This window comes from Gilliamella sp. Lep-s35 (assembly GCF_009795845.1).
GTDB lineage: Bacteria > Pseudomonadota > Gammaproteobacteria > Enterobacterales > Orbaceae > Gilliamella.
Window position 1 is genome coordinate 1 of the sequence record NZ_WTEX01000030.1, and the last position, 24,107, is coordinate 24,107.

Genomic DNA, 24,107 nt, shown 5'->3' on the forward strand with positions numbered 1-24,107 from the left:
CTTATTCATATTTGTTCCTTTTTTAGTTGTGATAAGTTTATCTTACCCCTTAAAAAAGTTGTATGAATTAGTGTAGCCGATCCATTTCATTAATTCGCCGACAAACTCTTTTTACTGTTTCGTATTTATTATTGTTATTTAATGGCTGTAATGCGTTAATTGCTTTGATAGCTGTTACTTGGTTTATTGGAATATCTTTTATATAAGGGAAAACATGGTTTTCTAATGAACGCCAAGCCTTTTTGAGTGTTTGTTCTTCTAAACCTTGTTCTGTTTTGAATTTGAACCATTTCTCAGCTATAGCGTAAAAGGTATTATTACAAGCTTCTTGCTTACGTTGTTCTTGTTCCGCTTTGTGATGTTGTGGATCTATACCTTGCTTTATTAATTCGCGCGCTTCATCTCGTTGTTTTCGTGCTTGTTGTAGCGATGTTTCTGGGTATTTACCGAAAGATAATAATGTCTCTTTATGTGATATTGGCTTTTTATATTTAAATCGCCATAATTTAACCCCTGTCGATTTAACTAACAAAAAAAGACCTCCACCATCAAAATACTTTTTATCCTTACTAGTGGCTTTTAATGCTTTTATTTGAGTGTCAGTTAAGGGAGTAGTTTTTACAGCCATTTTTCACCTTTGGGGGTACGCAATAATAGGGTATTTAATTATACCCCCAAATATACCCCCATTATTTTTGGTTGTAAATGTACCTTACTGATACTTAATGGGCAATAAAATAGACTTTGAAGCTTGTTATTATAGGATTTGGTGTGCTTTGGTGGGTTTAAAAGAATGTTACTGTTTATTGATTTGGTGCCGTGGGCGGGACTTGAACCCGCATGCTCTTAGAGCACTACCCCCTCAAGATAGCGTGTCTACCAATTTCACCACCACGGCGCCGTTATTATTCTGGAATGTCAGATGTTGAATTTTGTTGTACTGGCTGACTAACAGAATCTGCATTATTTTCATTTAGCAAATTAATTGCCGGCACACTACTATCAATGATATTAAATTTGTTGGTCGGAATTGTATGAGATTTACCACTTAAATTCGACAAAAAAACACTTATTACAAAAAACAAAATACCTAATAACGTTGTTGCACGAGTCAAAAAGTTACCACTTCCTGATGAACCAAACAAAGTTGCTGATGCACCGGCTCCAAAAGACGAGCCCATATCAGCCCCTTTGCCACGCTGTATTAGAACTAATCCAATGATGACAATTGCGATAATCAAATAACTTATAATTAAAAATTCGTACATTTTAACCTGGCAATTTTATATGTTATACAACAAAATTTATTGATGCGAAATATTAACGAAAGACAAACCAACAAGCAAGTAAAATTTAAGATATAGTTGATATATTTTGAGCATTTATACTTTTAAACAAGTAATAACACACCGTTTATATGTAAAGAAATATCTTTTTTAAGTTATGCATTATCGTTTAACTCACTATTTCAAAAAATAGCAAATTAACTGATATTTTTTTTATTTTATAATTTCTATATTATTTCATAATCAATTGTGTGTTTTTAAATAAAAACCAGTATAATATGCGCCATTTTATTTATGGTACACCTTAGTGTTATGAAATTTATTGTTAAACTCTTTCCTGAAATAACCATTAAAAGTGATTCTGTTCGTTTACGTTTTATTAAAATACTAACCAGTAATATTCGTAACATTTTAAAACATCATATTGAAGATGTTGCAGTGATTCGTCATTGGGATTTTATTGAGGTTCGCCCAAAAGTTAAAAATAGTGAAGCAAAGATACTTGAATTATTAACGCGCATCCCAGGTATACATCATATTCTAGCTGTTGACGAAATTGTTTTTGTTGATATGCATGATATTTTTAAAAAAGCATTAGACTATTATGCACCACTAATTGAAAATAAAACTTTTTGTGTACGGGTCAAACGCCGCGGAAAACATGAATTTACATCAATTGATGTTGAACGTTATGTTGGTGGTGGGCTTAATCAACACATTGCGTCAGCTAAAGTAAAATTGACTCACCCTGATATCACCGTCAACCTTGAAATTGACAAAGACAAATTACTGCTTGTCAAAGGCCGACATGCAGGAATTGGTGGTTTCCCAACGGGTACGCAAGAAGACGTTTTATCGCTTATATCAGGCGGTTTTGATTCTGGGGTATCAAGCTATATGCTAATGCGCCGCGGCAGCCGGGTACACTATTGCTTTTTTAATCTTGGTGGAAAAACCCACGAAATTGGTGTTAAACAAATGGCTCACTATTTATGGGAACGTTTTGGTAGCTCACATAAAGTCCGTTTTATTGCTATTGATTTTTCTGATGTTGTGGGTGAAATTCTTGAAAAGGTAGATGATGGGCAAATGGGGGTTGTTCTAAAACGAATGATGATTCGTGCTGCATCAAAAATTGCTCAACGCTACAACGTTGAAGCGCTTGTTACTGGCGAAGCATTGGGGCAAGTATCAAGTCAAACGCTAACTAATTTACGATTAATTGATAATGTCAGTGACACATTAATCTTGCGCCCACTTATTACCCATGATAAAGAAACGATTATTAATCTTGCTCGTCAAATCGGCACTGAGGATATCGCAAAAACAATGCCAGAATTCTGTGGTGTTATATCTAAAAAACCAACAGTTAAAGCCGTAAAAGAAAAAATTGAATCTGAAGAGCTGAATTTTGATTTTACGATTTTAGATAGAGCGGTTGAGAATGCCGAAAATATTGATATTCGTGAAATAAAAAAACAAACTGATACAACAATTACATCGGTTGAAACAGTGACTACGCTTAATGCAGATCATGTTGTTATTGATATTCGAGCGCCTGAAGAGCAAGAAGATAATCCACTAATATTGAACGATATTGAAATCAAGTATATTCCATTTTATAAGTTAGCAACCCAATTTGGGGATTTGGAACAATCAAAGCAATATTTGTTATATTGTGAACGAGGTGTGATGAGCAAATTACAAGCACTTTATTTAATTGATCAAGGTTTTAATAACGTAAAAATATTTCGCACATAAAACTTAAATATAATTTATTATTAGAATTTTTTACAGATGTAATAAATTTTAAATAAAAATCATATCTGTTATTAATATAAAAATAATTATTAAGAGTGAATTAAATAAAGAGGACTGTAATGAACAGCAAATTACTTGTAGTTGATGATGATCCAGAGATTACTTTATTATTACAAGAACTACTCGACTTAGAAGGATATCAAGTTGAAATTGCTAATACTGGCGCCCAAGCTTTAGAAAAGTTTGACAATACAATTGATCTTATTTTACTTGATATTATGATGCCTGAAATGAATGGATTTAGTGTATTATCTCAACTTAGGGATAAATTTACAGTCCCTGTTATTTTTTTAACAGCTAAAGATAATGAGTATGATAAAGTTATTGGACTTGAACTAGGTGCGGATGATTACATTCTAAAACCATTTAATGATAGAGAGCTTATTGCTCGAATTAATGCGCTTTTACGCAGAGCGCGTTGGGATAATAGCGTTGATAATGATTCTTATAAACCAAATCAGTATACTATTGATAAATTGAATGTAAATCGAAAACAACAATCTGTTTATTTTGATAACAAATATATTGACTTAACAGGCACTGAATTTCAAGTGCTACTTAAATTGCTTGAAAATGCGGGTAAAATAATCTCACGTGAAACGTTGAGTGAATCTGTTTTAGGTAAAGAGTTTGCCCCTATTGCTAACTCAATTAATGTTCATGTTTCTAATTTAAGGAAAAAGCTTCCTGAGCGAAGTGATGGTTTACCTTGGATTAAAACATTACGTGCTAAAGGTTATTTATTTGTAGTAGATAAACAAGATGATCTATTGCAAAATTAAGCTAACATTTAAATGAAGATCAGATAATATGTGGCTTTTTGACCGACTAACCATTAGAATTTTCACTACTTTTTTACTGACAGTAGCTTTTTTCCTAATGTTAATTAGGGTTATACCTAATCTCGATTCTCGAAATTTAACGTACTTAGCAAATAAAGATAAGCAAATAGGCAATACACTTGCTCATCAAATTGAAAATGCGCTTATTCATGTACCTAAAGATAGTTTTCGATGGTGGATGCGTTTTATTGTTGTGATGGATAGTTATCAAAAACCAGGTCAATTTTTATTTATTGTTACACCTAATGAGCAAATTATTACAGCTGAAACTAAAAATATTGATTTAGTAAAAAATTTTCGAGAAAAATCTAATAATGTTGATGATCCTGCCAAAAAGATTTATGATTCTCAAGAAATTATAGGACCTTTTTTAGTTCATTATTCTAATTCCCAATATCAATTATATATTTTACAACAAGCCACAGACATTCAATCTCAATTTGTTAACTTTATTTTTGATCACCCTTTTTTATTATTAACTTTGACTATGCTTGCAAGCTCTCCCGTTTTACTTTGGCTATCTTGGAGTATTGCAAAACCTGCTCAAAGGTTAAAAAAAGCAGCTGATCAAGTAGCGAAAGGGAATTTGCAGGAATGGCCTGAACTTGAACAGATAGGTTCATCAGAATATAAAGCAACAGGTGCTAGTTTTAACCATATGTTGAGGGAACTAAAACGAATGCAAGAACTGCAACAGAGATTGTTTTCTGATATTTCCCACGAATTACGTACTCCTTTGACTCGATTACAGCTTGCTGCAGCTTTATTGCGCCGAAAACAAGGCGAAAGCAGTGAAGTTATGCGTATCAACGCTGAAGCATTAAAGTTAGATTCTATGATTGGTGATTTATTATCATTGGCAAGACAGCAATATGACAATAATGAAATTCGTGAATTTAATAAAGTTAATCAGTTATTTAAACATGTGCTTGATAATGCTGCTTTTGAAGCAGAGCAAATAGGTAAAAAGTTTACCGTTACCAATCTTCCAACCAATCATACTATTTTATGCTATCCTGTTGCTTTATGTAGTGCACTTGAAAATGTTATACGTAATGCATTTCGTTATTCAAATAAAAAGATCGCTATCAATTTTATTGCACAACAGCAAAAAATAACCATTACAATAGATGACGATGGAGTTGGCGTTGCTAAAAGTGAACTTGAACAAATTTTTAGACCATTTTATCGCACAAACGAAGCTCGCGATCGTGAATCTGGCGGAACAGGATTAGGACTAGCTATTGTAGCCAATGCTATTATACGCAATCATGGGACTGTTAAAGCTGAAAAAAGCCACCTGGGTGGACTTAGAATTGTGATAGTATTACCCATTCATCAATATAGATAATGAAAGAGAAAAATTGTGTCAAATGCTGTATTAAACATCGTTTTATTCGAGCCAGAAATTCCGGCTAATACTGGTAATATTATTCGTCTTTGTGCTAATACTGGCTTTAATTTACATATTATTGAACCTATGGGCTTTTTTTGGGATGACAAAAAGTTAAGACGGGCAGGGCTAGATTATCAAGAATTTGTGGATGTAAAACGTTACAAAAATTTTAGCCACTTTATGGAACAAAACCAAATTGACTTGCAAACTCAACTTTATGCCTTAACTACCAAAGGGCAAAAGCCACATAGCGAAGTCAATTATAAACACAATGACTTTTTAATGTTTGGCCCTGAAACTCGAGGGTTACCAAAAACTATACTTGATGTATTACCTCAAAATAAGAAAATACGCATTCCTATGCTAGCAACGAGTCGTAGCATGAATTTATCTAACTCTGTCGCTGTTGTGGTTTATGAATCATGGCGCCAGCTAAAGTACATAGGGGCTAGTCTTGGATAAAAAGATAACCGCTACATAACAAACCAGATATTGTCGAGATTTTTCTTCACAATAAACCCGAAATTATAACGTAAATCACGCTAACAGATACAAAGTAACAGTCTAAATAAATCATTAAAAAATAGTTGTTTTATTTGCGATCTGATATCAAATATTTTTGATATATTTTTATATTGTGGTTGAGTATGATAGGTAAATGGTTATATAATTGTTACCCCGATTTAACCGATTACGTATAAGTAATCATGATTACATGCTTGAGGATTTCTCGTGCCTGATATGAAGCTTTTTGCTGGTAATGCCACACCCGAACTAGCAAAACGTATAGCTAATCGTCTTTATACTTCTCTTGGTGATATTGTTGTTAGTCGCTTTAGTGATGGAGAAGTGAACGTCCAAATCAATGAAAATGTCCGTGGTGAAGATGTTTTTATTATTCAATCAACCTGTGCTCCTACTAACGATAATTTAATGGAATTATTAGTTATGATCGATGCAATGCGCCGTGCATCTGCTGGTCGTATTACTGCGGTTATTCCCTATTTTGGTTATGCAAGGCAAGATCGCCGAGTTCGTTCGGCTCGTGTACCTATCACCGCTAAGGTTGTTGCTGATTTTTTATCAACCGTTGGGGTTGATAGGGTATTAACAGTCGATCTTCATGCCGAACAAATTCAAGGTTTTTTTGATGTGCCTGTTGATAATGTATTTGGTAGCCCTGTGATTTTAGAAGATATGCTACAACGTCAGTTTGAACGTCCAATTGTGGTATCTCCAGATATTGGTGGTGTAGTGCGTGCTCGAGCGATAGCTAAACTTCTTAATGATACTGATATGGCAATTATTGATAAACGTCGTCAACGTGCCAATGAAGCAGAAGTGATGAATATTATTGGTGATGTTGCTGATAGAGATTGTATCTTAGTTGATGATATGATTGATACTGCTGGAACACTTTGTAAAGCTGCTGATGCTTTAAAAGCGCGAGGTGCAAAAAGAGTATTTGCTTATGCTACCCACCCGATATTTTCAGGTAAAGCAGTAAGTAACATTAAAAACTGTGCCATTGATGAAATTGTTGTTTGTGACACAATTCCATTAACGGCTGAAGTAAAAGCATTGAAAAATGTTCGCCAATTAACATTATCAGGTATGCTTGCTGAAGCAATTCGTCGAATTAGTAACGAAGAATCAATTTCAGCAATGTTTCACCAATAATTTATTTTATCATCATTTAAATGCCCCTTTTTGGGGCTTTTTTGCAATAAAATCTTTAACAATAAACATATTATTATGACAACAACGATAAAACTGATTGTAGGCCTTGCCAATCCAGGAAATGAATATGCCGCAACAAGACATAACGCAGGAGCGTGGTTTGTTAAGCAATTGGCTGAACGTTATAATCAACCATTAAAAAATGAGCCTAAGTTTTTTGGTTATACATCACGAGTTAATATTTTAGCCAATGATGTGCGATTACTCGTTCCAACTACCTTTATGAATTTAAGTGGTAAAGCAGTGCAAGCAATGGCGACATTTTATCAAATAAAACCAGAAGAAATATTAGTTGTTCATGATGAGTTAGACCTTAATCCCGGTATAGCCAAATTTAAATTAGGTGGTAGTCATGGTGGTCATAATGGGTTAAAGGATATTGCCAATAAACTTGGGAATAATTTGAACTTTTATCGTTTAAGAATTGGTATTGGTCACCCCGGCGATAAAAATAAAGTTGTTGGTTATGTCTTAAACAAGCCATCTAAACCTGAGCAGGAATTAATTGATACAGCAATTGATGAATCTTTACGTTGTACAGATATCCTATTGTCTGATGGAATAGACGTTGCAATGAACAAGTTACATGCTTTTAAAGTTTAGTTAACTTGTTGAATTTTTAAATAATGTGAAAATCGATAAATACCCACTTTTATAAAAAATCCACCTAAATATTAGGTGGATTTGATTGTTTTAATATTCTCTTTTAAGAGAAAAGATGAGTTACATTACCGCCTTTTTCGGCTATTTTTTTCATAACTTCTTTGATTAACCATGTATTCATAGCTGCAGTATCATCTGTGCTGCCTGTATAATTTAGCTCATGAGCTAATTTTTTACGTGCATCTAAACTACTATCAATGCCTAGTAATTTCAATAAATCAACAATAGATGTTTTCCAGTTAAGAACTTCAGGATGTTTTTTAGCTAAATCATCTAAAATAGATGTAACATCAACATTAGCTGCCGATGTACTTTGTTCTACCTTTTCTTTAACTTGTTCTGAACCATTTGATACTGTATCTTTGACTGAGCCGGTTATATTTTCAACTTTATCTTTCACTGTATCAACGGCGTGCTCTACTGCTGCTTGAGCACTAGGAAATACTTTTGAAAAAATATTATTTAAGATACCCATATTACACCTCTTAAGTTTAAACTGCTTATAAAAAACTGCCTAATGATATAGATGTAGAAAATATCAAAATCAATATAACGCTTAACAACATAGAATGTCAAAATAGTTATGCTTTAATAGCATTTTATGTATTACCACACAATGCTTACCAAGATGTTAATCAATAATTTTAAATATCCTTCTAATATTAAGCGAATTAATGACAATCAAAAAAGGATTATTTCTCTACAACTTTATAAAATTTTTATAAAAAAAGCCCTTAAAAGGGCATTAAAATTATTAGAATTTGTGTCTAGATTAATTATAATTGATTAAAATTAATTCAATTCACTGAAAAATGCCCGACAAATTGCATACTCAACACCACGAATTTCGGCTAAACCTCGTAAACGGCCTATAGCTGAATAACCTGGATTTGTCTTTTTCTTCAGATCATCCAACATTTGATGTCCATGATCTGGACGAACAGGGATTGAGCGTTTGATTCCTGCTTTTTTACGTCTCTGTTCTTCTGTAATGAGCACCTTTATTACAGCATACATGTCAACATCACCAGCTAAATGATCGCCTTCATGAAAAGATAATGGATTTTCTTCTCGAACTGTTGCCCGTAAGTGAATGAAATGAACACGATCAGCAAATTTTTCAGCCATTGTTGCCAAATCATTATCGTTACGAACGCCATAAGAGCCAGTACAAAAACAAAAACCATTATGAATACTATCAACGGTATCTTTAATCCATTGCATATCTTCGATCGTTGAAACTATACGCGGTAAACCTAAGATAGGTCTTGGAGGATCATCAGGATGCACAGTTAACACTACACCAACCTCTTCTGCAACAGGGACAATCGCTTTTAAAAAATAGGCATAATTTTCACGTAATTTGTTTTTATCAATACCATCATAAGTTGCAAGGTGTGCCCTAAATTGATCAAGAGAATAACCTTCTTCTGCACCAGGTAAGCCAGCGATAATGTTAGCGATAAGCTTATCTTTTTCTGATTGTGTCATTTTTTCAAAATAAGATTTAGCTGAAGCTATATCCTCTTTTGAGTAATCTTTGTCTGCATTAGGTCTTTGTAATATATAGATATCAAATGCAGCAAACGCAGTTTGGTCAAAACGCAACGCTCTTGAGCCATCAGGCAACTCATAAGCTAGATCAGTACGTGTCCAATCCAAAACGGGCATAAAATTGTAACAAACAGTATCAATGCCACAAGCTGCTAAATTTCTAATAGACTGTTTGTAATTTTCAATATGCTGTAAAACGTTTCCTGAGTGGTTTTTTATCTCTTCATGAACAGGAATACTTTCTACAACAGACCATGTTAATCCTTTTTCTTCAATAATATTTTTTCGTTTTTGAATTTCTTCAATGGTCCAAACTTCTCCATTGGGAATATGGTGTAAAGCTGTAACAATTCCTGTCGCTCCAGCTTGTTTAATATCATCTAATGATACTGGGTCATTTGGTCCAAACCAACGCATCGTTTGTTCCATATAAATCTCCTTCACGATTTTATTTTGTTTTTCTAAAATAATAAAGATCTATAAACAATGCTGATTATTATTACCTATTGATTAACAATGTTAACCGGAATTGAGTCAAATAAATAACCATCAAAATTTGGATCTTCGCTATCTGAAACTGCCATTAATGTTTGTTTAACATTTTCTAAATGTTGCCACATAGCATGACGTGCTGCCATTGCGTCTTTTACCTGTAACGCTTGTAAAATTTTTTCATGATCATAAAGCCATTTTTTTCGATAACTATGATCAGTAATTCGACTGTGTAGTTGACCCCACATTTTGCTAGCGGAACGTTTTTGCCACAAATCATTTAACAGACTTTCAAGTATTGAATTCTTGGTCGCTCTTGCTATTGCAATATGAAACATTTCATCAGCACTGTAATCATCTAAAATATCTTGTTCTAAAATTTGTCGTTCTTGTTCTAAAATAGCTCTTAACTCAATAATATCTGATTTCACTATTTGTGAAGCGGCAAAAGCGGCAATATTACTTTCAATTAATTGTCTAGCTTGTAATAGTTCAAAAGGACCAAAATCCTCTTCTTCAATTTTTTTATCTGTTTCTGATAATATTTCATTTGGTAAACCAATTACATATACGCCAGAACCTTTTTTGACAGTGACTAGATTTTCTAGTTCTAGCATAATTAACGCTTCTCTTACTACGGTTCTACTTACATCAAATGCCTCTGCAATATCTCTTTCTGGTGGTAATCGGTCACCAATTTTATAGGTGCCACCTTTTAATAGTGATTTAAGTTCATTACCAATTTCTTGATATAGCCGATTAACTGTTAGCATTATTTATAATCCTTATTCTAATTTCGGTCTAATTTGAGTAATTATACGCTAATTATTACAAGTACTATAAGTCAATTATGGGATAAATTGATTTAACTTCATAATTGGCATGCCAATATAGTTTCGTATTATAGATTTTTTTTGAACATCATATATAAAATAAACCAAAAAATGTGATTTACATCGCAAAAAAGAAAAAATTGGGATGAAATGTTTGCCAACAAATGAAAACATGTCTAACCAATAAAGTAATTACACAGATAATCACGGTGAATAAAATGTTAAATTTATTAAATCTTCCTAAATCAATCCAACATAGACCTTTATATGACCGGCAAAAAATAACCTCACGAATTGTTCATTTGGGATTCGGTGCTTTTCACCGTGCTCATCAAGCGTTATTGACCGATCGTTTACTTAACAAGGGAAACTGTGACTGGGGTATTTGTGAAGTTAATATTGTTGGTGGTGAAGAATTAATTAATGAAATTCGTAAACAAGACCATTTGTATACTGTGTTAGAAAAAGGTGCAACATCAAAAGAAGCATTTATTATTGGTAGCGTAAAAGAATCATTATTAGCACCAATAGATGGCATAGATGCAATTTTAGAAAAGATGACAGATCCAGTAGTTGAAATTGTTTCATTAACAGTAACAGAAAAAGGATATTGCATGTTACCTAGTGGATCTGGATTAGATTTGAATAATGCATTAATTAAAGCTGACTTAGCAAATCCAACAAAGCCTATGTCTGCCCCAGGTGTTATTGTTGAGGCGCTTTATAGAAGAATGCAACGAGGGTTAAAATCCTTTACTGCTTTATCATGCGATAATATTCCTGAAAATGGATTGGTCTTAAAAAAAGCAATATTAGGATTAGCTAACGTTCGATATCCACAATTATCAAATTGGATTGAGTCTAATACAACATTCCCATGCACTATGGTTGACCGTATTGTCCCTGCCGCAACATCCGAAACATTAACTGAAATTGAAGATACATTAGGCGGTATGTTTGATCCATGTGGTATTGCTTGTGAACCTTTTATTCAGTGGGTTATAGAAGATAATTTTGTCACTAACCGCCCTAATTGGAATGAAGTCGGTGCTGAATTTGTGGATAATGTTGTTCCATATGAAGAGATGAAACTTCGTATGCTAAATGGTAGCCATTCTTTTTTGGCCTACTTAGGCTATTTGGCTGGTTACGAGCACATTAATGATTGCATGAATGATGTTAATTATAAAAAAGCAACTTTAACATTGATGATGCAACAACAAGCACCAACACTTCACGTCCCTAGTCATGTTAATTTGCAACAATATGCAAACAAACTTATTGAACGTTTTAGTAATCCATCTTTAAAACATAAAACATGGCAGATTGCGATGGATGGTACTCAAAAATTGCCTCAAAGAATGCTCGATTCAATCCGTTGGCATATCAAAAATGGTTCAGATTTTTCATTGCTAGCATTAGGGGTTGCGAGTTGGATGCGCTATGCCGGCGGCATTGATGATAATAACCAGCCAATAGATTTACGAGATCCAATGAGTGAGAAACTACAAACTATTGTTAAAACTAGTACCGATGGCGTTGAACGAGTAAATGCTCTATTACGTCTAGAGGCCGTCTTTGGTTTAGATTTGCCGAACAATGCATTATTTAAAGAAAAGGTAACAATACATTATCTTTCTTTAATGAAATATGGGGCAAAACAAACTGTCAGCAATTTATCAAACTAAGGTTATTAAACTAAGAGCGGATTAAATATAATGAAAAACTTTTTGGATGAAAACTTTTTGTTACAAACCGAAGTCGCGCAAAGACTCTATTTTGATTATGCAGCAGATCAACCAATATATGATTATCATTGCCATTTACCGCCAAAAGATATTGCGGACAATAAAAACTTCTGTAATTTAGCCGAGATTTGGCTTGCTGGTGATCACTATAAATGGAGAGTGCTTCGTACCGCCGGTGTAGATGAGAAATTTATTACAGGCAATGCATCTGATTACGAAAAATACTTAGCTTGGGCAAAAGTGGTTCCTTTAACATTGGGCAATCCAATTTATCATTGGACTCATTTAGAGTTAAGGCGTCCATTTGGTATAAAAAATATTCTTTTTAATGAAAAAACAGCTGAAATAATTTGGCTTCAAGCTAATGAACAATTAGCTACAAAAGAATTTTCGACAAAAGGTATTTTGAAACAAATGAATGTTAGGGCAGTAGGTACTACTGATGATCCAATTGATTCACTTCAATACCATAAACAAATAAGCTTGGATGAAACCTTTGAAACTAAAGTAAGACCTAGTTGGCGACCGGATAAAGTATTTAAAATTGAACTATCTGGATTTCCTGACTATATTTCTCAATTAGGTCAGGTTTGTGATATTGAAATAAACACTTTTTCAGAACTGCTCACTGCATTATTAAAAAGGCTTGACCACTTTGAACAGCATGGCTGTGAAGCATCAGATCACGGTATTGAAATATTACGCTACGCAGATATCCCTTCAGAAAAACAACTCGATTTAATACTCAAAAAACGTCTAAGCAATCAATCTTTATCTGAATTAGAAATAGCACAATTTAGTACTGCAGTTCTTGTTTGGTTAGGTAAGCAATATCATAAACGTAACTGGGTTATGCAATTACACTTAGGTGCTCTACGCAATAATAATCAACGAATGTTTAAATTGCTGGGTCCAGATGCAGGATTTGATTCAATTGGTGATAGACCAATTGCTGAACCTTTATCTTCATTGTTAGGAACTTTAGATCTGACCGATGAGTTACCTAAAACAATACTATATTGCTTAAATCCTAGAGATAACGAAGTCTTAGCTACAATGGCCGGCAATTTCCAAGGTTCCGGTATTGCAGGCAAAATCCAGTTTGGATCAGGGTGGTGGTTCAATGATCAAAAAGACGGTATGGAACGTCAACTTATGCAGCTTTCACAAATGGGATTATTAAGCCAATTTGTTGGAATGTTAACTGATTCACGTAGTTTCCTCTCATTTACAAGGCATGAGTATTTTAGACGAATTTTGTGCAATATGGTTGGAAATTGGATCGAAAATGGTGAAATTCCTGCTGATTTTAATTTGGTAGGAAAGATGATCCAAGACATTTGCTTCAATAATGCTAATTTCTACTTTTCTAAATAGTAACAATAGTTAATATTTACATGAAATAATAAGGAGTAATAATGAAGACTGTACGAAAATTTAGGTGGTGTATGATATTACTTATTTGTGCAATTACCATCATTAACTACCTTGACAGAACCGCATTGGGGGTTGCTGCCCCTACTATCTTAGAAACAACGGGTATTACTAAAGAGCAATATTCTTGGGTAGTAAGTGCCTTCCAGTTAGCTTATACAATTGGTCAACCAATTATGGGGTTTTTTATTGATACTATTGGATTAAGGCTTGGCTTTGCTATTTGTGCTATAGTTTGGGGGCTAGCAACCATGGGGCATGCATTAACTGGTACATGGCAAGGTTTAGCTTTTATGAGAGGAATAATGGGTTTCAGTGAAGCCTCAGCAATACCTGCCGGTATAAAAACAGCATCTATATGGTTCCCCGCAAAAGAGCGTGGTATTGCTTCAGGCATATTCAATATGGGCACTTCATTTGGTGCAATGTTAGCTCCCCCTTTAATTGCCTGGTGTATTTTATTTCAAGGTTGGCAATTTGCTTTTGTTGTTTCAGGTTCTTTAGCATTGATTGCAGCACTTGCTTGGTTTACTTTTTATCGAGATCCTAAAGATTCTAAAATGCTATCGGCTGAAGAACGCGCATATATTGAGGCAGGGCAAGATAAATATTTAAATATTGATAAAAAAGAAAAAGTTTCTGTTTCATCAATTCTTTCTCAACGAAACTTTTGGGGAATTGGTATTGCTCGTTTTCTTGCCGATCCTGCTTGGGGTACAATTAACTTTTGGGTACCAATATTTTTTGTTGAAACACTACACTTTAGCCTAAAAGAAATTGCTATGTTTGTTTGGTTACCTTTTTTAATGGCAGATTTGGGATGTTTAGCTAGTGGATTTGTAGCTAAATTTTTCAATGACAGAGGTTTTTCGTTAATAAAATCAAGGCTTATTACGTTTACAATTGGCGCTATTATTATGATAACAATTGGCTTTGTAAGTATTGTTGAAAATCCTTATCTTGCTGTATTTTTAATTAGTTTTGGCGGTTTTTCTCATCAATTATTATCTACAGTTGCATCAACATTAGGTGGTGATTTGTTCAAAAAAAATCAGGTCGCAACAGCTGTTGGAATGGCTGGAGCCTGTGCATGGACTGGTCAGCTAATTTTTAACCTCTTTATCGGAGCATTCGTTGGAATTATTGGTTTTGGTCCATTTTTTATTGCTTTAGCTTTCTTTGATGTAATAGGTGCAGTTGTTTTATGGATTTTTATCAGAGAAAACAAAATTCAGCACAGTAACTTTCAATTAGAAAAAAGTTAGTTATCTTTCTTATATTTTTAAACAGACAAATACAATACCTAAATTGTATTTGTCATTATTTTATTAGTTTTTGGTTTTACTATTTACTAAAAACTTTTATTTTTAGATCTAATTAACTTCTTTAAAGAAGAAATCTATATACCAACTTAATGTTAACCAATAAAATTAAGAATAGGGGTTTTTTATTCATGGAACTTTTAAATATTCTTTGGGTTGGCCTTGGAATAGGATTAATGTTAGTTTTAAATATTCGTTTTAAAATAAACTCAATGGTTGCATTATTAGCTGCTGCAATATTCGTCGGTTTGATGGCTAAGATGGATTTATTGAGCATTCTTAAAACGATTAAATCAGGGTTTGGTGGAACACTTGGCGAATTAGCTATTATTGTCGTATTTGGTGCTGTGATTGGTAAACTAATGGTTGATTCTGGCGCAGCTCATCAGATTGCTCAAACGCTATTGAAAAAATTAGGCATTAAATATGTAAAAATAGCCATTATTATTATGGGCTTATATTTGGTTTAGCGATGTTTTATGAAGCGGCATTCATAATTTTAGCACCGTTGGTGATCGCATTAGCCAAAGAGGCTAAAATTCCATTTTTAAAATTAGCTATACCTGGCGTTGCGGCGGCAACAACAGCTCATTCTTTATTTCCACCACAACCAGGACCTGTAGCTTTAGTTAATGCCTATGGGGCTGATATGGGAATGGTCTATATTTATGGACTTATTGTCGCAATTCCCTCTGTAATTTGTGCTGGTATAATTCTTCCTAAATTTCTCGGCAATTTAGAAAGACCCACTCCACAGTTCTTACAATCTGAAACACCTATTGATGAAAATAATCTTCCTTCTTTTTTTACATCAATTACTGTTCCTTTGATTCCTGCTTATATCATGATAGCAACCACAATAGCAAATATATGGCTAGAAAAAGGCACAACAGCTTATTGCGTTCTCAACTTTATTGGATCATCTCAAATTGCAATGTTCATTGCAATGATTGCTGCTTTTATCTTATTTGGGAAGAAACTTAACCATTCAATGGAGTGGGTTATGCAGTCTTTCAATAATGCAGTAAAAGGTATTGCAATGGTTGTACTCATTATTGGTGCTGGTGGTGCATTAAAGCAAATTATCATCGATACTGGTATTGGCGATACTATTGGTCAATTAATGTCAACTGGAGGGGTATCTCCTTATATTATGGCATGGTTAATTACTGTGTTAATTCGTTTAGCAACAGGGCAAGGTGTTGTTTCTGCCATGACAGCAGCTGGAATTATTGGTGCTGCAGTTATCGATCCTACTACCGGGATTATGAGTGGTGTGAACCCAGCATTACTTGTACTTGCAACCGCTGCGGGATCTAACACATTGACTCATATCAACGATGCTTCTTTCTGGTTATTTAAAGGTTACTTTGATTTATCAATCAAAGATACTTTAAAAACATGGGGCTTATTAGAACTAATTAATTCAATTGTTGGTTTAGCTGTTGTGTTAATTATAAGTATTATTGCTTAATTGTGATTTTTTTGAAAAGATTAACTGTAATATTTTGCAGTTAATCTTTTTATTTTTTAAGTATTATATTCGTTACATGAGTTTATCTTTATCATCAATGCGAATGCGATTTTACAACCTAATATTTGGAAAAACGCTAAGTTGTTTATACCTCATCATTAAAATAAACTTTTAAAAAACTATCCCTAAAAAAATATTTAATTTTTGTTTTATATATTTTAAATATTCAAGTATATGTAGATTCTGCTACAGAACAATTAAAATTGAATATCTTTCTTTTTGACTTTTTAACTTCTAGACGGTATAGAATCCTGAATTATTTTTACAAAAGACAGCATTCGCATTCAAATGTCACTATGACAAAAATTTTCCAGTAAGATTAATTCTAGTAAAATCAAACTTTGCACCCAAATAAATACTAAGTATATAATACTCCTTTAAAACTTGAGGCAATCTGCATGCAACTGGCGTTTTGTATTTATAAATATTTTCCTTTTGGTGGTTTGCAACGTGATTTTTTGCAAATTGCTAAGGCTTGCCAAGCTCAAGGTCACCATGTACGAATTTATGTGATGTCATGGCAAGGCGATAAACCAATAGGCTTTGATGTGGTTTTGGTGCCTAGAAAAGGCTGGTCTAATCATAGCCGTAATCAATCTTATTACCGTTGGGTGAAAGCTCATTTACAAGCAAATCCTGTTGATTGTGTGGTTGGCTTTAATAAAATGCCTAATTTGGATGTTTATTTTGCGGGTGATACTTGTTATGCCGAAAAGGTGTCACACAAGGGCTTTTTGTATAAATGGTCAAAACGCTGTAAGCACTATTTGGCTTTTGAAGATGCGGTATTTAATCAACAAAGTCAAACCAAAGTTATGGTACTAACAAAACAGCAAATTAGTGATTTTGAGCACTATTATCATACTGATCCGTCTCGATTTTACCTTTTGCCACCCGGTATTGCGCAAGATCGCCAATACAATTATGAGTCGCTAGCTAAAGGTAAGCAATTTAGGCAAGCCAATCAAATTGATGAACATAATTTTGTGATTGTGCAAATTGGATCAGATTTTAAGCGTAAGGGAGTGGATCGTTCTTTAATCGCCATTGCCGCACTACCTTGCGATTTAAAACAAAAAGTGACTTTTTTAGTAGTGGGGCAGGATAATCCCGAAGCTTATCAAAAACTGGCTAAGCAACTCGGTATTGAGCATCAAGTCCGTTTTTTTGCCGGCCGTAATGATATCCCTGACTTTTTATTTGCGGCAGATTTGCTATTGCACCCTGCAAGACAAGAAGCAGCCGGTATGGTACTTATTGAAGGGTTAGCCGCTGGGGTGCCAGTGATTGTGTCAAGCATTTCGGGCTATGCTTATCATATTGATGATGCCAATGCTGGTGTTGTGCTTGATGAGCCTTTTGTACAAACAGATCTCAATGAAGCAGTGCAAAAGGCTATAACAAATCACGATCAGTTGTTAACATGGCATCAAAATGCAATACATTATGGTAAAACGGCTGATTTATACCACTTAGCACAGCGCGCCACAGAGATTATTTTAGGTTGTGATAATCATGAATGAAATTAAGTTAAAATCATTTTTTGAGCAGTTATGGGCTGATAAAGATCCCTTTGCAGAAGTTGAGTTAATATCAGGCAAAGTCTATCGCGCAGTAAAACAACGTAAGACGTTGAATTTTGAGCTTTGTGGCGAATCATATTTTATTAAAATTCATCACGGCACTACAGTGAAAGAGATTGTTAAAAATCTTATTTCGTTACGTTTGCCTGTTTTGGATGCTAAGCAAGAGTGGAATGCAATTGAGCGTTTGGAGCAAGTGGGCGTTAATACGATGGATGGGCGAGCATTTGGTCGTAAGGGGCTAAATCCGCTGACTCGTCATTCATTTATTGTGACAAAAGATCTTAACCCTACCATCAGTTTAGAAGACTTTACTAAACCGTGGTTAACTAACCCTCCTAGCTATCATATAAAGCGTTCTTTAGTGATTTATTTGGCAAAAATGGTGGCTCAAATGCATGCTGCTGGGGTTAATCATCGTGATTGTTATTTATGCCATTTTTTGCTTGATATTCCGTTTTTTGAAAATCATCAGCAAATAAAATTGTCGGTAATTGATTTACACCGAGCTCAAATCCGTAAAACCGTTCCCGTTCGTTGGCGTGATAAAGATTTAATTGGGCTTTATTTTTCAGCCATGAATATTGGACTAACCGATCGTGATATTTGGCGCTTTTTGAAAGTGTATTTTGATCAACCTTTAAAAACAATTTTGCGCAATGAATCTAAGCTAATAGCAAGCACGCATCGAAAAGTTGAACGAATTCGTAAAAGGACAGAAAAATATCATCTTTAAATAAATAAGGAGATTTTATGTTTATTGAGCAAATTGATATTTCTGGATTTAAAGGTATTAAAGCACTATCTTTAACCTTGAATCCGAGTGCTAGCGTACTAATGGGCGAAAACCGTTGGGGGCGTTCAAGTTTAATTAGTGCGTTGCAATTGTTGTCGCTTGATAATCAGTTTTATCAATTTGTGGATTCTGATTTTTATCATGATCAATACAATGTTTATGGCAATAAGATTGTGATTAAAATTACCTATTGCGAGTCATCTTTTAATGAGCTTAACAATCCCATTTACCAACCATTATTGCCAGCTGCTTACTCCGTTGAACAAGATAAACTGCGCCGAATTACTTACCTTATTACCGCAAATAAACAAGCCGATAAGATTATAACCCAACATGCATTAGTAGACTCGCGACAAAGGGCTTTTGCTTTTGCTGAGCATAAAACATTAATTGCCCATTTAATAGGCCTTAATCCTATTATGGCGCTGAAAAGTTCGATTAGTCCGCAAAATCTACCTATAACCAATCAACCTTTGTCGGAATACTATACTGCGCAACTTTGTGAGCAATTAAAAGCCTATTCAACCCAACTAACACCCGATGAGTTGCACCGCGGTTTGCAAGCAGCAAGAGCTCTTCTGGAATATTATTTTGCGGATCAAGAGCGCCGCTACCACTACAAGCATGTAGCCCAAAATAGCTCGCCTCGTAGCGAGGATTGGGATTCGCTTGAACGTATTAATAATGTGTTAGATGATCTTGATAATGATTATTTGCGTACCGCATTACTGGGTATTTTAGGGGCGATTGTTAATGCCAAGGGGCATAATACGCTTTCACAACACGCTGTGCCTATTTTGATTTTAGAAGAGCCTGAAAGCCAGTTACATCCAATTATTTTGTCGGTTGGCTTTCGGTTGTTGAAACATCTACCAACGCAAAAAATTATTACGTCTAATTCGAGTGATTTAGTTTCGTTATTTCCTTTAGAGTGTCTGTATCGATTAATTCGCCTACCCGATAAAATTGTACCCAAATATATTACTCCTCAATCTTTTGGCGTTGATGATAGTCGGCGCATTTTATTCCATATTTTTTACCGTCGTGCCAGTGCTTTATTTGCCCGTTGTTGGCTGTTAGTCGAGGGTGAAACCGAAGTTTGGCTATTGCGTGAACTAGCAGAACAGAGCGGTTATCATTTGAGTTCAGAAGGTGTTCAGCTTATTGAGTTTGCCCAGTGTGGTTTAAAACCGCTTATAAAATATGCTAATAAAATGGGTATTCATTGGTATGTCATTACCGATGGAGATATGGCAGGTAAAAAATATGCCGATACCGTAAAATCGTTATGTGGCGAGGATAAAAATCCTAATGATCACTTAACCGTTTTACCTGCACGAGATATTGAAAATTTTTTATTTAAGCATGGATTTAGTCATGTCTATAAACTTGCCGCTTATAATACCACACAGCATATTGATTTGCCGGTACACCAAATTATAAAAAAAGCAATTCATAAAAGTTCAAAACCTGATTTAGCTATTGCAGTTTGTGACGATGCCAAATCACGAGGCATAAAAGCGATACCGCGTTTGCTAATGGATACTTTTGCTAAAATTATTAAAGCTTCTAAAGCGTTTGTTTAGCTATTTTTTGAAATCAATATCAGGAAGATCAAACCATTCCGTCAAGATTAATCGACGGAATGGTATAAAAGTGAGCTATTTAGCAATTCGCTTATATTTAGCTCGTTTTGGTTCAAGTGCTTCAGCACCAAGTGTGCGTTTTTTCCATTCTTCGTATTCGGTAAAGTTACCTTCGAAGAATTCAACATGCCCTTCGTCTTGGTAATCCAAAATATGGGTCGCAATACGATCTAAGAACCAACGGTCATGTGATATCACTAAAGCACAACCTGGGAATTCAAGGAGTGCGTTTTCAAGTGCTCGTAAGGTTTCGACATCTAAATCATTAGTCGGTTCGTCAAGTAATAATACATTACCGCCCACTTGTAATAATTTAGCTAAATGCACTCGCCCACGTTCACCACCCGATAGCTCTCCCACGCGTTTTTGCTGATCAACGCCTTTAAAATTAAAACGACCCACATAAGCACGACTTGGTATTTCAAAATTACCAATGCGCATAATGTCTTGACCATTTGAAATTTCGTCCCAAACGGTTTTTTTATCGTCCATACTGTCACGGAACTGATCAACCGAAGCAAGTTGCACGGTATCACCTAAAGTAATCGTACCTGAATCGGGTTGCTCTTTGCCTGATAGCATTCTAAATAGCGTTGATTTCCCTGCACCATTTGGACCAATAATACCGACAATCGCTCCTTTAGGAATACTAAAAGATAAGTTATCAATCAACACACGATCGCCATACGATTTTGTTAGGTTGTTTACCTCAATGACTTTATCGCCTAAACGTTGTCCAGGTGGAATAAAGAGTTCGTTAGTTTCGTTACGTTTTTGATAATCGTTGCTGTTTAGTTCTTCAAAGCGAGCTAAACGCGCTTTGCTTTTAGCTTGACGACCTTTTGGATTTTGGCGTACCCATTCAAGCTCTTTTTCGATCGATTTACGACGTGCCGATTCAGTCGCCGCTTCTTGCGCTAGGCGCTGATCTTTTTGCTCTAACCAAGACGAGTAGTTGCCTTCCCATGGAATACCCTCACCACGGTCTAGCTCTAAAATCCAACCAGCAACGTTATCTAAAAAGTAACGGTCATGGGTAACGGCAACTACCGTACCTTCATAATCATGTAAGAATCGTTCGAGCCAAGCCACCGATTCGGCATCCAAATGGTTAGTTGGTTCGTCAATAAGTAACATATCTGGCTTTTCAAGTAATAATTGACAAATTGCCACTCGACGACGCTCACCGCCCGATAAATTTTCGATTTTAGCATCCCAATCAGGTAAACGTAGTGCGTCAGCGGCTCGCTCTAATTGGTTATCAAGGTTATGGGCATCTTGCGTTTGAATAATGGCTTCAAGCTCAGCTTGTTCTTTGGCTAATTTGTCAAAATCAGCATCAGGATCGGCATAAGCGGCATAGACTTCGTCTAATCGAGCTAGCGCTCTTTTAGCATCACCAACCGCTTGCTCTACAGCTTCACGCACGGTTTGTTTAGGATCTAATTTCGGTTCTTGTGGTAAATAACCAATTTTAATTCCCGGCTGTGGGCGTGCTTCGCCTTCGATTTCGGTATCAACCCCTGCCATAATTCGCAGTAAAGTGGATTTACCCGCACCATTTAAACCCAGCACACCAATTTTAGCCCCTGGGAAAAAGCTTAAAGAAATATCTTTTAAAATATAGCGTTTAGGAGGAACAATCTTCCCCACTCGATTCATAGTATAAACATATTGCGCCATAAAACATCATCCGTTTATTGGGTTAAAAATAGCAAAAAGTATTTGCTATATGACTAATGGCGTATATTGTAGCGATTCTGAGGATTGGGTCTAGGGTTATTTGTTAGAATTTAGATAATAGCTTATACATCATGCTATAAATAATTGTAATTTGCGCTTGGCACACAAAACTACTAAAAGATTACTATTAGTATAGTAAAATTACGCCCCCATAAATACATAAATTTATTTATAAGTTCATAGCTAGCAATATTATTTTAGGTGGAAAGTTACACTAATGGGAGAACCGAAAAAGCGATACAAACTTTGAATTGATATGTGGCGTAAGCAACAAATATTTAGCGATTTATTAACTTTATATAATACAGCTAAACCTCATACAGTAATTTTTTGATCCCACTATGGGTTTTTAGAGAATTATTTTAATTATTAAGCGCAAACAACGCGATGTTTTCCCTACTATTTACAATTAATGTATCAATGTAAAAACCACAAGCTAAAATCTTGTGGTTTCTTAAAAATACGCTATTAGTTCAGTCAAAATCTGTTTTAAAGATTAGCTCTTTTCCACTTGGCTAAAATCAAGTTCAACAGGTGTTGAACGTCCAAAAATAGAAACAGATACTTTCAGGCGACTTTTTTCATAGTCAACTTCTTCTACAACACCATTAAAGTCAGCAAACGGACCTTCGTTAACTCGAACGAGTTCACCTGGTTCAAATAATGTTTTAGGACGCGGTTTATCGCCAACTTGTTGTAAACGATTCATGATTGCATCAACTTCACGTTGACTAATTGGTGCTGGCCTATCCGAAGTACCACCAATAAACCCCATTGTTCTTGGTACGCTTTTTACTAAATGCCAAGTTGCATCATTCATCATCATTTCAACAAGTACATAGCCAGGAAAAAATTTACGCTCACTTTTGCGACGTTGACCACTTTTCATTTCAACAACTTCTTCGGTTGGTACTAATACTTCACCGAATGCATCTTCCATATTATGTAATTTAATATATTCACGTAATGATTGTGCAACACGTGCTTCATAGCCAGAATAAGCTTGAATAACATACCATCGCTTTTGCTGTGTTTCAATCATATTAACGCCCTATTAATGTTAAATAAAAGACTACTGAACGGAATAAAGAATCCATACCCCAAAGCACCAAACCAGCAACAATAGTGATAACTGCAATGAGTAAAGTTGTTTGCGTTGTTTCTTTACGAGTTGGCCATACAACTTTTCTTAACTCTTTTCTAGATTCTTGTAAAAATAATAAAAACGATTTTCCTGTATTGGTTGTCATCGCAATAAATAAAGCCAATAGTGAAATGATAACAACTGCAATAATTCGAACTATTGTATTAGGTTGATATATATCATTAGGTCCAGAAAAATAAAAATTTCCCCAAACAACAAACGTAATCAATACTAGAACTAAACTCCATTTGAATTTATCTAGAATAGTATTTGGATTTTGACTCTCGTTACTCACTAGCATATAAAACCTATATTATGTTATTTATAATAATATCTATTTTCCAAAATGCTCTTTTAATAAAAACATTTTGCTAAACAGACTAGATAAGAAAGGGCATCGACTGATACCCTTTCTATTGCCGCTAAGGCTTAACTAAATTATTTAATAACTTTAGCAACCACACCAGCACCAACAGTACGACCACCTTCACGAATCGCAAAACGTAAACCTTCTGCCATCGCGATTGGGT

At 34.8% G+C, this 24,107-nt stretch carries 20 protein-coding genes, 1 tRNA gene and 2 pseudogenes; 13 read left to right on the forward strand and 10 right to left on the reverse strand.

The features are described 5' to 3' along the window. Positions 1–67: 67 nt before the first annotated feature. The 3 genes from GQ590_RS10645 to secG form a co-directional block, all read right to left on the reverse strand. Entirely contained in the window at positions 68–628 is a 561-nt protein-coding gene (locus GQ590_RS10645; protein WP_160408939.1) for an integrase arm-type DNA-binding domain-containing protein, read from the reverse strand. 184 nt (positions 629–812) lie between these two features. Further along, a tRNA-Leu gene (locus GQ590_RS10650) sits at positions 813–898 on the reverse strand. A 7-nt stretch (positions 899–905) separates the two neighbouring features. Then, on the reverse strand, positions 906–1,268 hold the full coding sequence (gene secG / locus GQ590_RS10655; RefSeq protein ID WP_160408940.1) for a preprotein translocase subunit SecG: 363 nt from the start codon (positions 1,266–1,268) through the stop codon (positions 906–908). A gap of 330 nt (positions 1,269–1,598) precedes the next feature. Here secG and thiI point away from each other — a divergent pair, with 330 nt between their 5' ends. The 6 genes from thiI (at position 1,599) to pth (ending at position 7,688) form a co-directional block, all read left to right on the forward strand. After that, complete coding sequence (thiI, locus tag GQ590_RS10660) at positions 1,599–3,047, forward strand: tRNA uracil 4-sulfurtransferase ThiI (RefSeq protein ID WP_160408942.1); 1,449 nt, start codon at positions 1,599–1,601, stop codon at positions 3,045–3,047. Positions 3,048–3,166: 119 nt separating this feature from the next. Continuing rightward, on the forward strand, positions 3,167–3,889 hold the full coding sequence (locus GQ590_RS10665; RefSeq protein WP_160408944.1) for a response regulator: 723 nt from the start codon (positions 3,167–3,169) through the stop codon (positions 3,887–3,889). Positions 3,890–3,917: 28 nt separating this feature from the next. Beyond that, positions 3,918–5,300, forward strand: a complete 1,383-nt coding sequence (gene cpxA, locus GQ590_RS10670) for an envelope stress sensor histidine kinase CpxA (RefSeq protein ID WP_160408946.1) — start codon at positions 3,918–3,920, stop codon at positions 5,298–5,300. A gap of 15 nt (positions 5,301–5,315) precedes the next feature. Further along, positions 5,316–5,807 (forward strand): tRNA (uridine(34)/cytosine(34)/5-carboxymethylaminomethyluridine(34)-2'-O)-methyltransferase TrmL, encoded by a 492-nt coding sequence (gene trmL, locus GQ590_RS10675; RefSeq protein ID WP_160408948.1) that lies wholly within the window; start codon positions 5,316–5,318, stop codon positions 5,805–5,807. Between the two features lie 270 nt (positions 5,808–6,077). Beyond that, positions 6,078–7,025, forward strand: coding sequence for a ribose-phosphate pyrophosphokinase (locus GQ590_RS10680; protein ID WP_091120159.1), 948 nt, complete (start codon positions 6,078–6,080; stop codon positions 7,023–7,025). A 75-nt stretch (positions 7,026–7,100) separates the two neighbouring features. Continuing rightward, entirely contained in the window at positions 7,101–7,688 is a 588-nt protein-coding gene (gene pth / locus GQ590_RS10685) for an aminoacyl-tRNA hydrolase (protein WP_160408950.1), read from the forward strand. 103 nt (positions 7,689–7,791) lie between these two features. Here pth and GQ590_RS10690 read toward each other — a convergent pair whose 3' ends face one another. The 3 genes from GQ590_RS10690 to GQ590_RS10700 all read right to left on the reverse strand — a co-directional run bounded on the left by GQ590_RS10690 (position 7,792) and on the right by GQ590_RS10700 (position 10,567). Further along, positions 7,792–8,223: a DUF3597 domain-containing protein gene (locus GQ590_RS10690; RefSeq protein WP_160408952.1), complete on the reverse strand. Its 432-nt coding sequence runs from the start codon at positions 8,221–8,223 to the stop codon at positions 7,792–7,794. A 317-nt stretch (positions 8,224–8,540) separates the two neighbouring features. Beyond that, complete coding sequence (uxuA, locus tag GQ590_RS10695) at positions 8,541–9,731, reverse strand: mannonate dehydratase (RefSeq protein WP_160408954.1); 1,191 nt, start codon at positions 9,729–9,731, stop codon at positions 8,541–8,543. 74 nt (positions 9,732–9,805) lie between these two features. Beyond that, the gene (locus tag GQ590_RS10700; RefSeq protein ID WP_160408956.1) at positions 9,806–10,567 is read right to left on the reverse strand and encodes a GntR family transcriptional regulator; all 762 of its coding nucleotides are present in this window, start codon (positions 10,565–10,567) and stop codon (positions 9,806–9,808) included. A gap of 278 nt (positions 10,568–10,845) precedes the next feature. On the opposite strand from GQ590_RS10700, the gene GQ590_RS10705 reads away from it, so the two are divergent. The 7 genes and pseudogenes from GQ590_RS10705 (at position 10,846) to GQ590_RS10735 (ending at position 20,630) form a co-directional block, all read left to right on the forward strand. Continuing rightward, positions 10,846–12,315, forward strand: coding sequence for a mannitol dehydrogenase family protein (locus tag GQ590_RS10705; RefSeq protein ID WP_160408958.1), 1,470 nt, complete (start codon positions 10,846–10,848; stop codon positions 12,313–12,315). Between the two features lie 30 nt (positions 12,316–12,345). Next, positions 12,346–13,752 carry a glucuronate isomerase gene (gene uxaC, locus GQ590_RS10710; protein WP_160408960.1) on the forward strand — a complete coding sequence of 469 codons (1,407 nt, stop codon included), beginning with the start codon at positions 12,346–12,348 and terminating at the stop codon, positions 13,750–13,752. Between the two features lie 41 nt (positions 13,753–13,793). Then, positions 13,794–15,074, forward strand: coding sequence for an MFS transporter (locus GQ590_RS10715; RefSeq protein ID WP_160408962.1), 1,281 nt, complete (start codon positions 13,794–13,796; stop codon positions 15,072–15,074). Between the two features lie 188 nt (positions 15,075–15,262). After that, a pseudogene (gntP, locus tag GQ590_RS10720) lies at positions 15,263–16,605 on the forward strand (gluconate permease GntP). Positions 16,606–17,063: 458 nt separating this feature from the next. After that, a complete protein-coding gene (locus tag GQ590_RS10725; protein ID WP_160408964.1) occupies positions 17,064–18,188 on the forward strand; it encodes a glycosyltransferase family 4 protein in 1,125 nt (374 codons plus the stop codon). Next, the gene (gene rfaP / locus GQ590_RS10730) at positions 18,181–18,984 is read left to right on the forward strand and encodes a lipopolysaccharide core heptose(I) kinase RfaP (protein ID WP_160408966.1); all 804 of its coding nucleotides are present in this window, start codon (positions 18,181–18,183) and stop codon (positions 18,982–18,984) included. Before GQ590_RS10725 ends, rfaP begins: the two co-directional genes overlap by 8 nt. Positions 18,985–19,001: 17 nt before the next feature. After that, complete coding sequence (locus tag GQ590_RS10735) at positions 19,002–20,630, forward strand: DUF2813 domain-containing protein (RefSeq protein WP_160408968.1); 1,629 nt, start codon at positions 19,002–19,004, stop codon at positions 20,628–20,630. 75 nt (positions 20,631–20,705) lie between these two features. Here GQ590_RS10735 and ettA read toward each other — a convergent pair whose 3' ends face one another. The 4 genes and pseudogenes from ettA to GQ590_RS10755 all read right to left on the reverse strand — a co-directional run. Further along, positions 20,706–22,373, reverse strand: a complete 1,668-nt coding sequence (ettA, locus tag GQ590_RS10740) for an energy-dependent translational throttle protein EttA (protein ID WP_160408971.1) — start codon at positions 22,371–22,373, stop codon at positions 20,706–20,708. A gap of 556 nt (positions 22,374–22,929) precedes the next feature. Further along, positions 22,930–23,475, reverse strand: a complete 546-nt coding sequence (gene nusG, locus GQ590_RS10745; protein WP_160408973.1) for a transcription termination/antitermination protein NusG — start codon at positions 23,473–23,475, stop codon at positions 22,930–22,932. A gap of 1 nt (position 23,476) precedes the next feature. Next, positions 23,477–23,872: a preprotein translocase subunit SecE gene (gene secE, locus GQ590_RS12940; RefSeq protein WP_160408975.1), complete on the reverse strand. Its 396-nt coding sequence runs from the start codon at positions 23,870–23,872 to the stop codon at positions 23,477–23,479. A 143-nt stretch (positions 23,873–24,015) separates the two neighbouring features. After that, a pseudogene (locus GQ590_RS10755) lies at positions 24,016–24,107 on the reverse strand (elongation factor Tu); the annotation flags it as partial.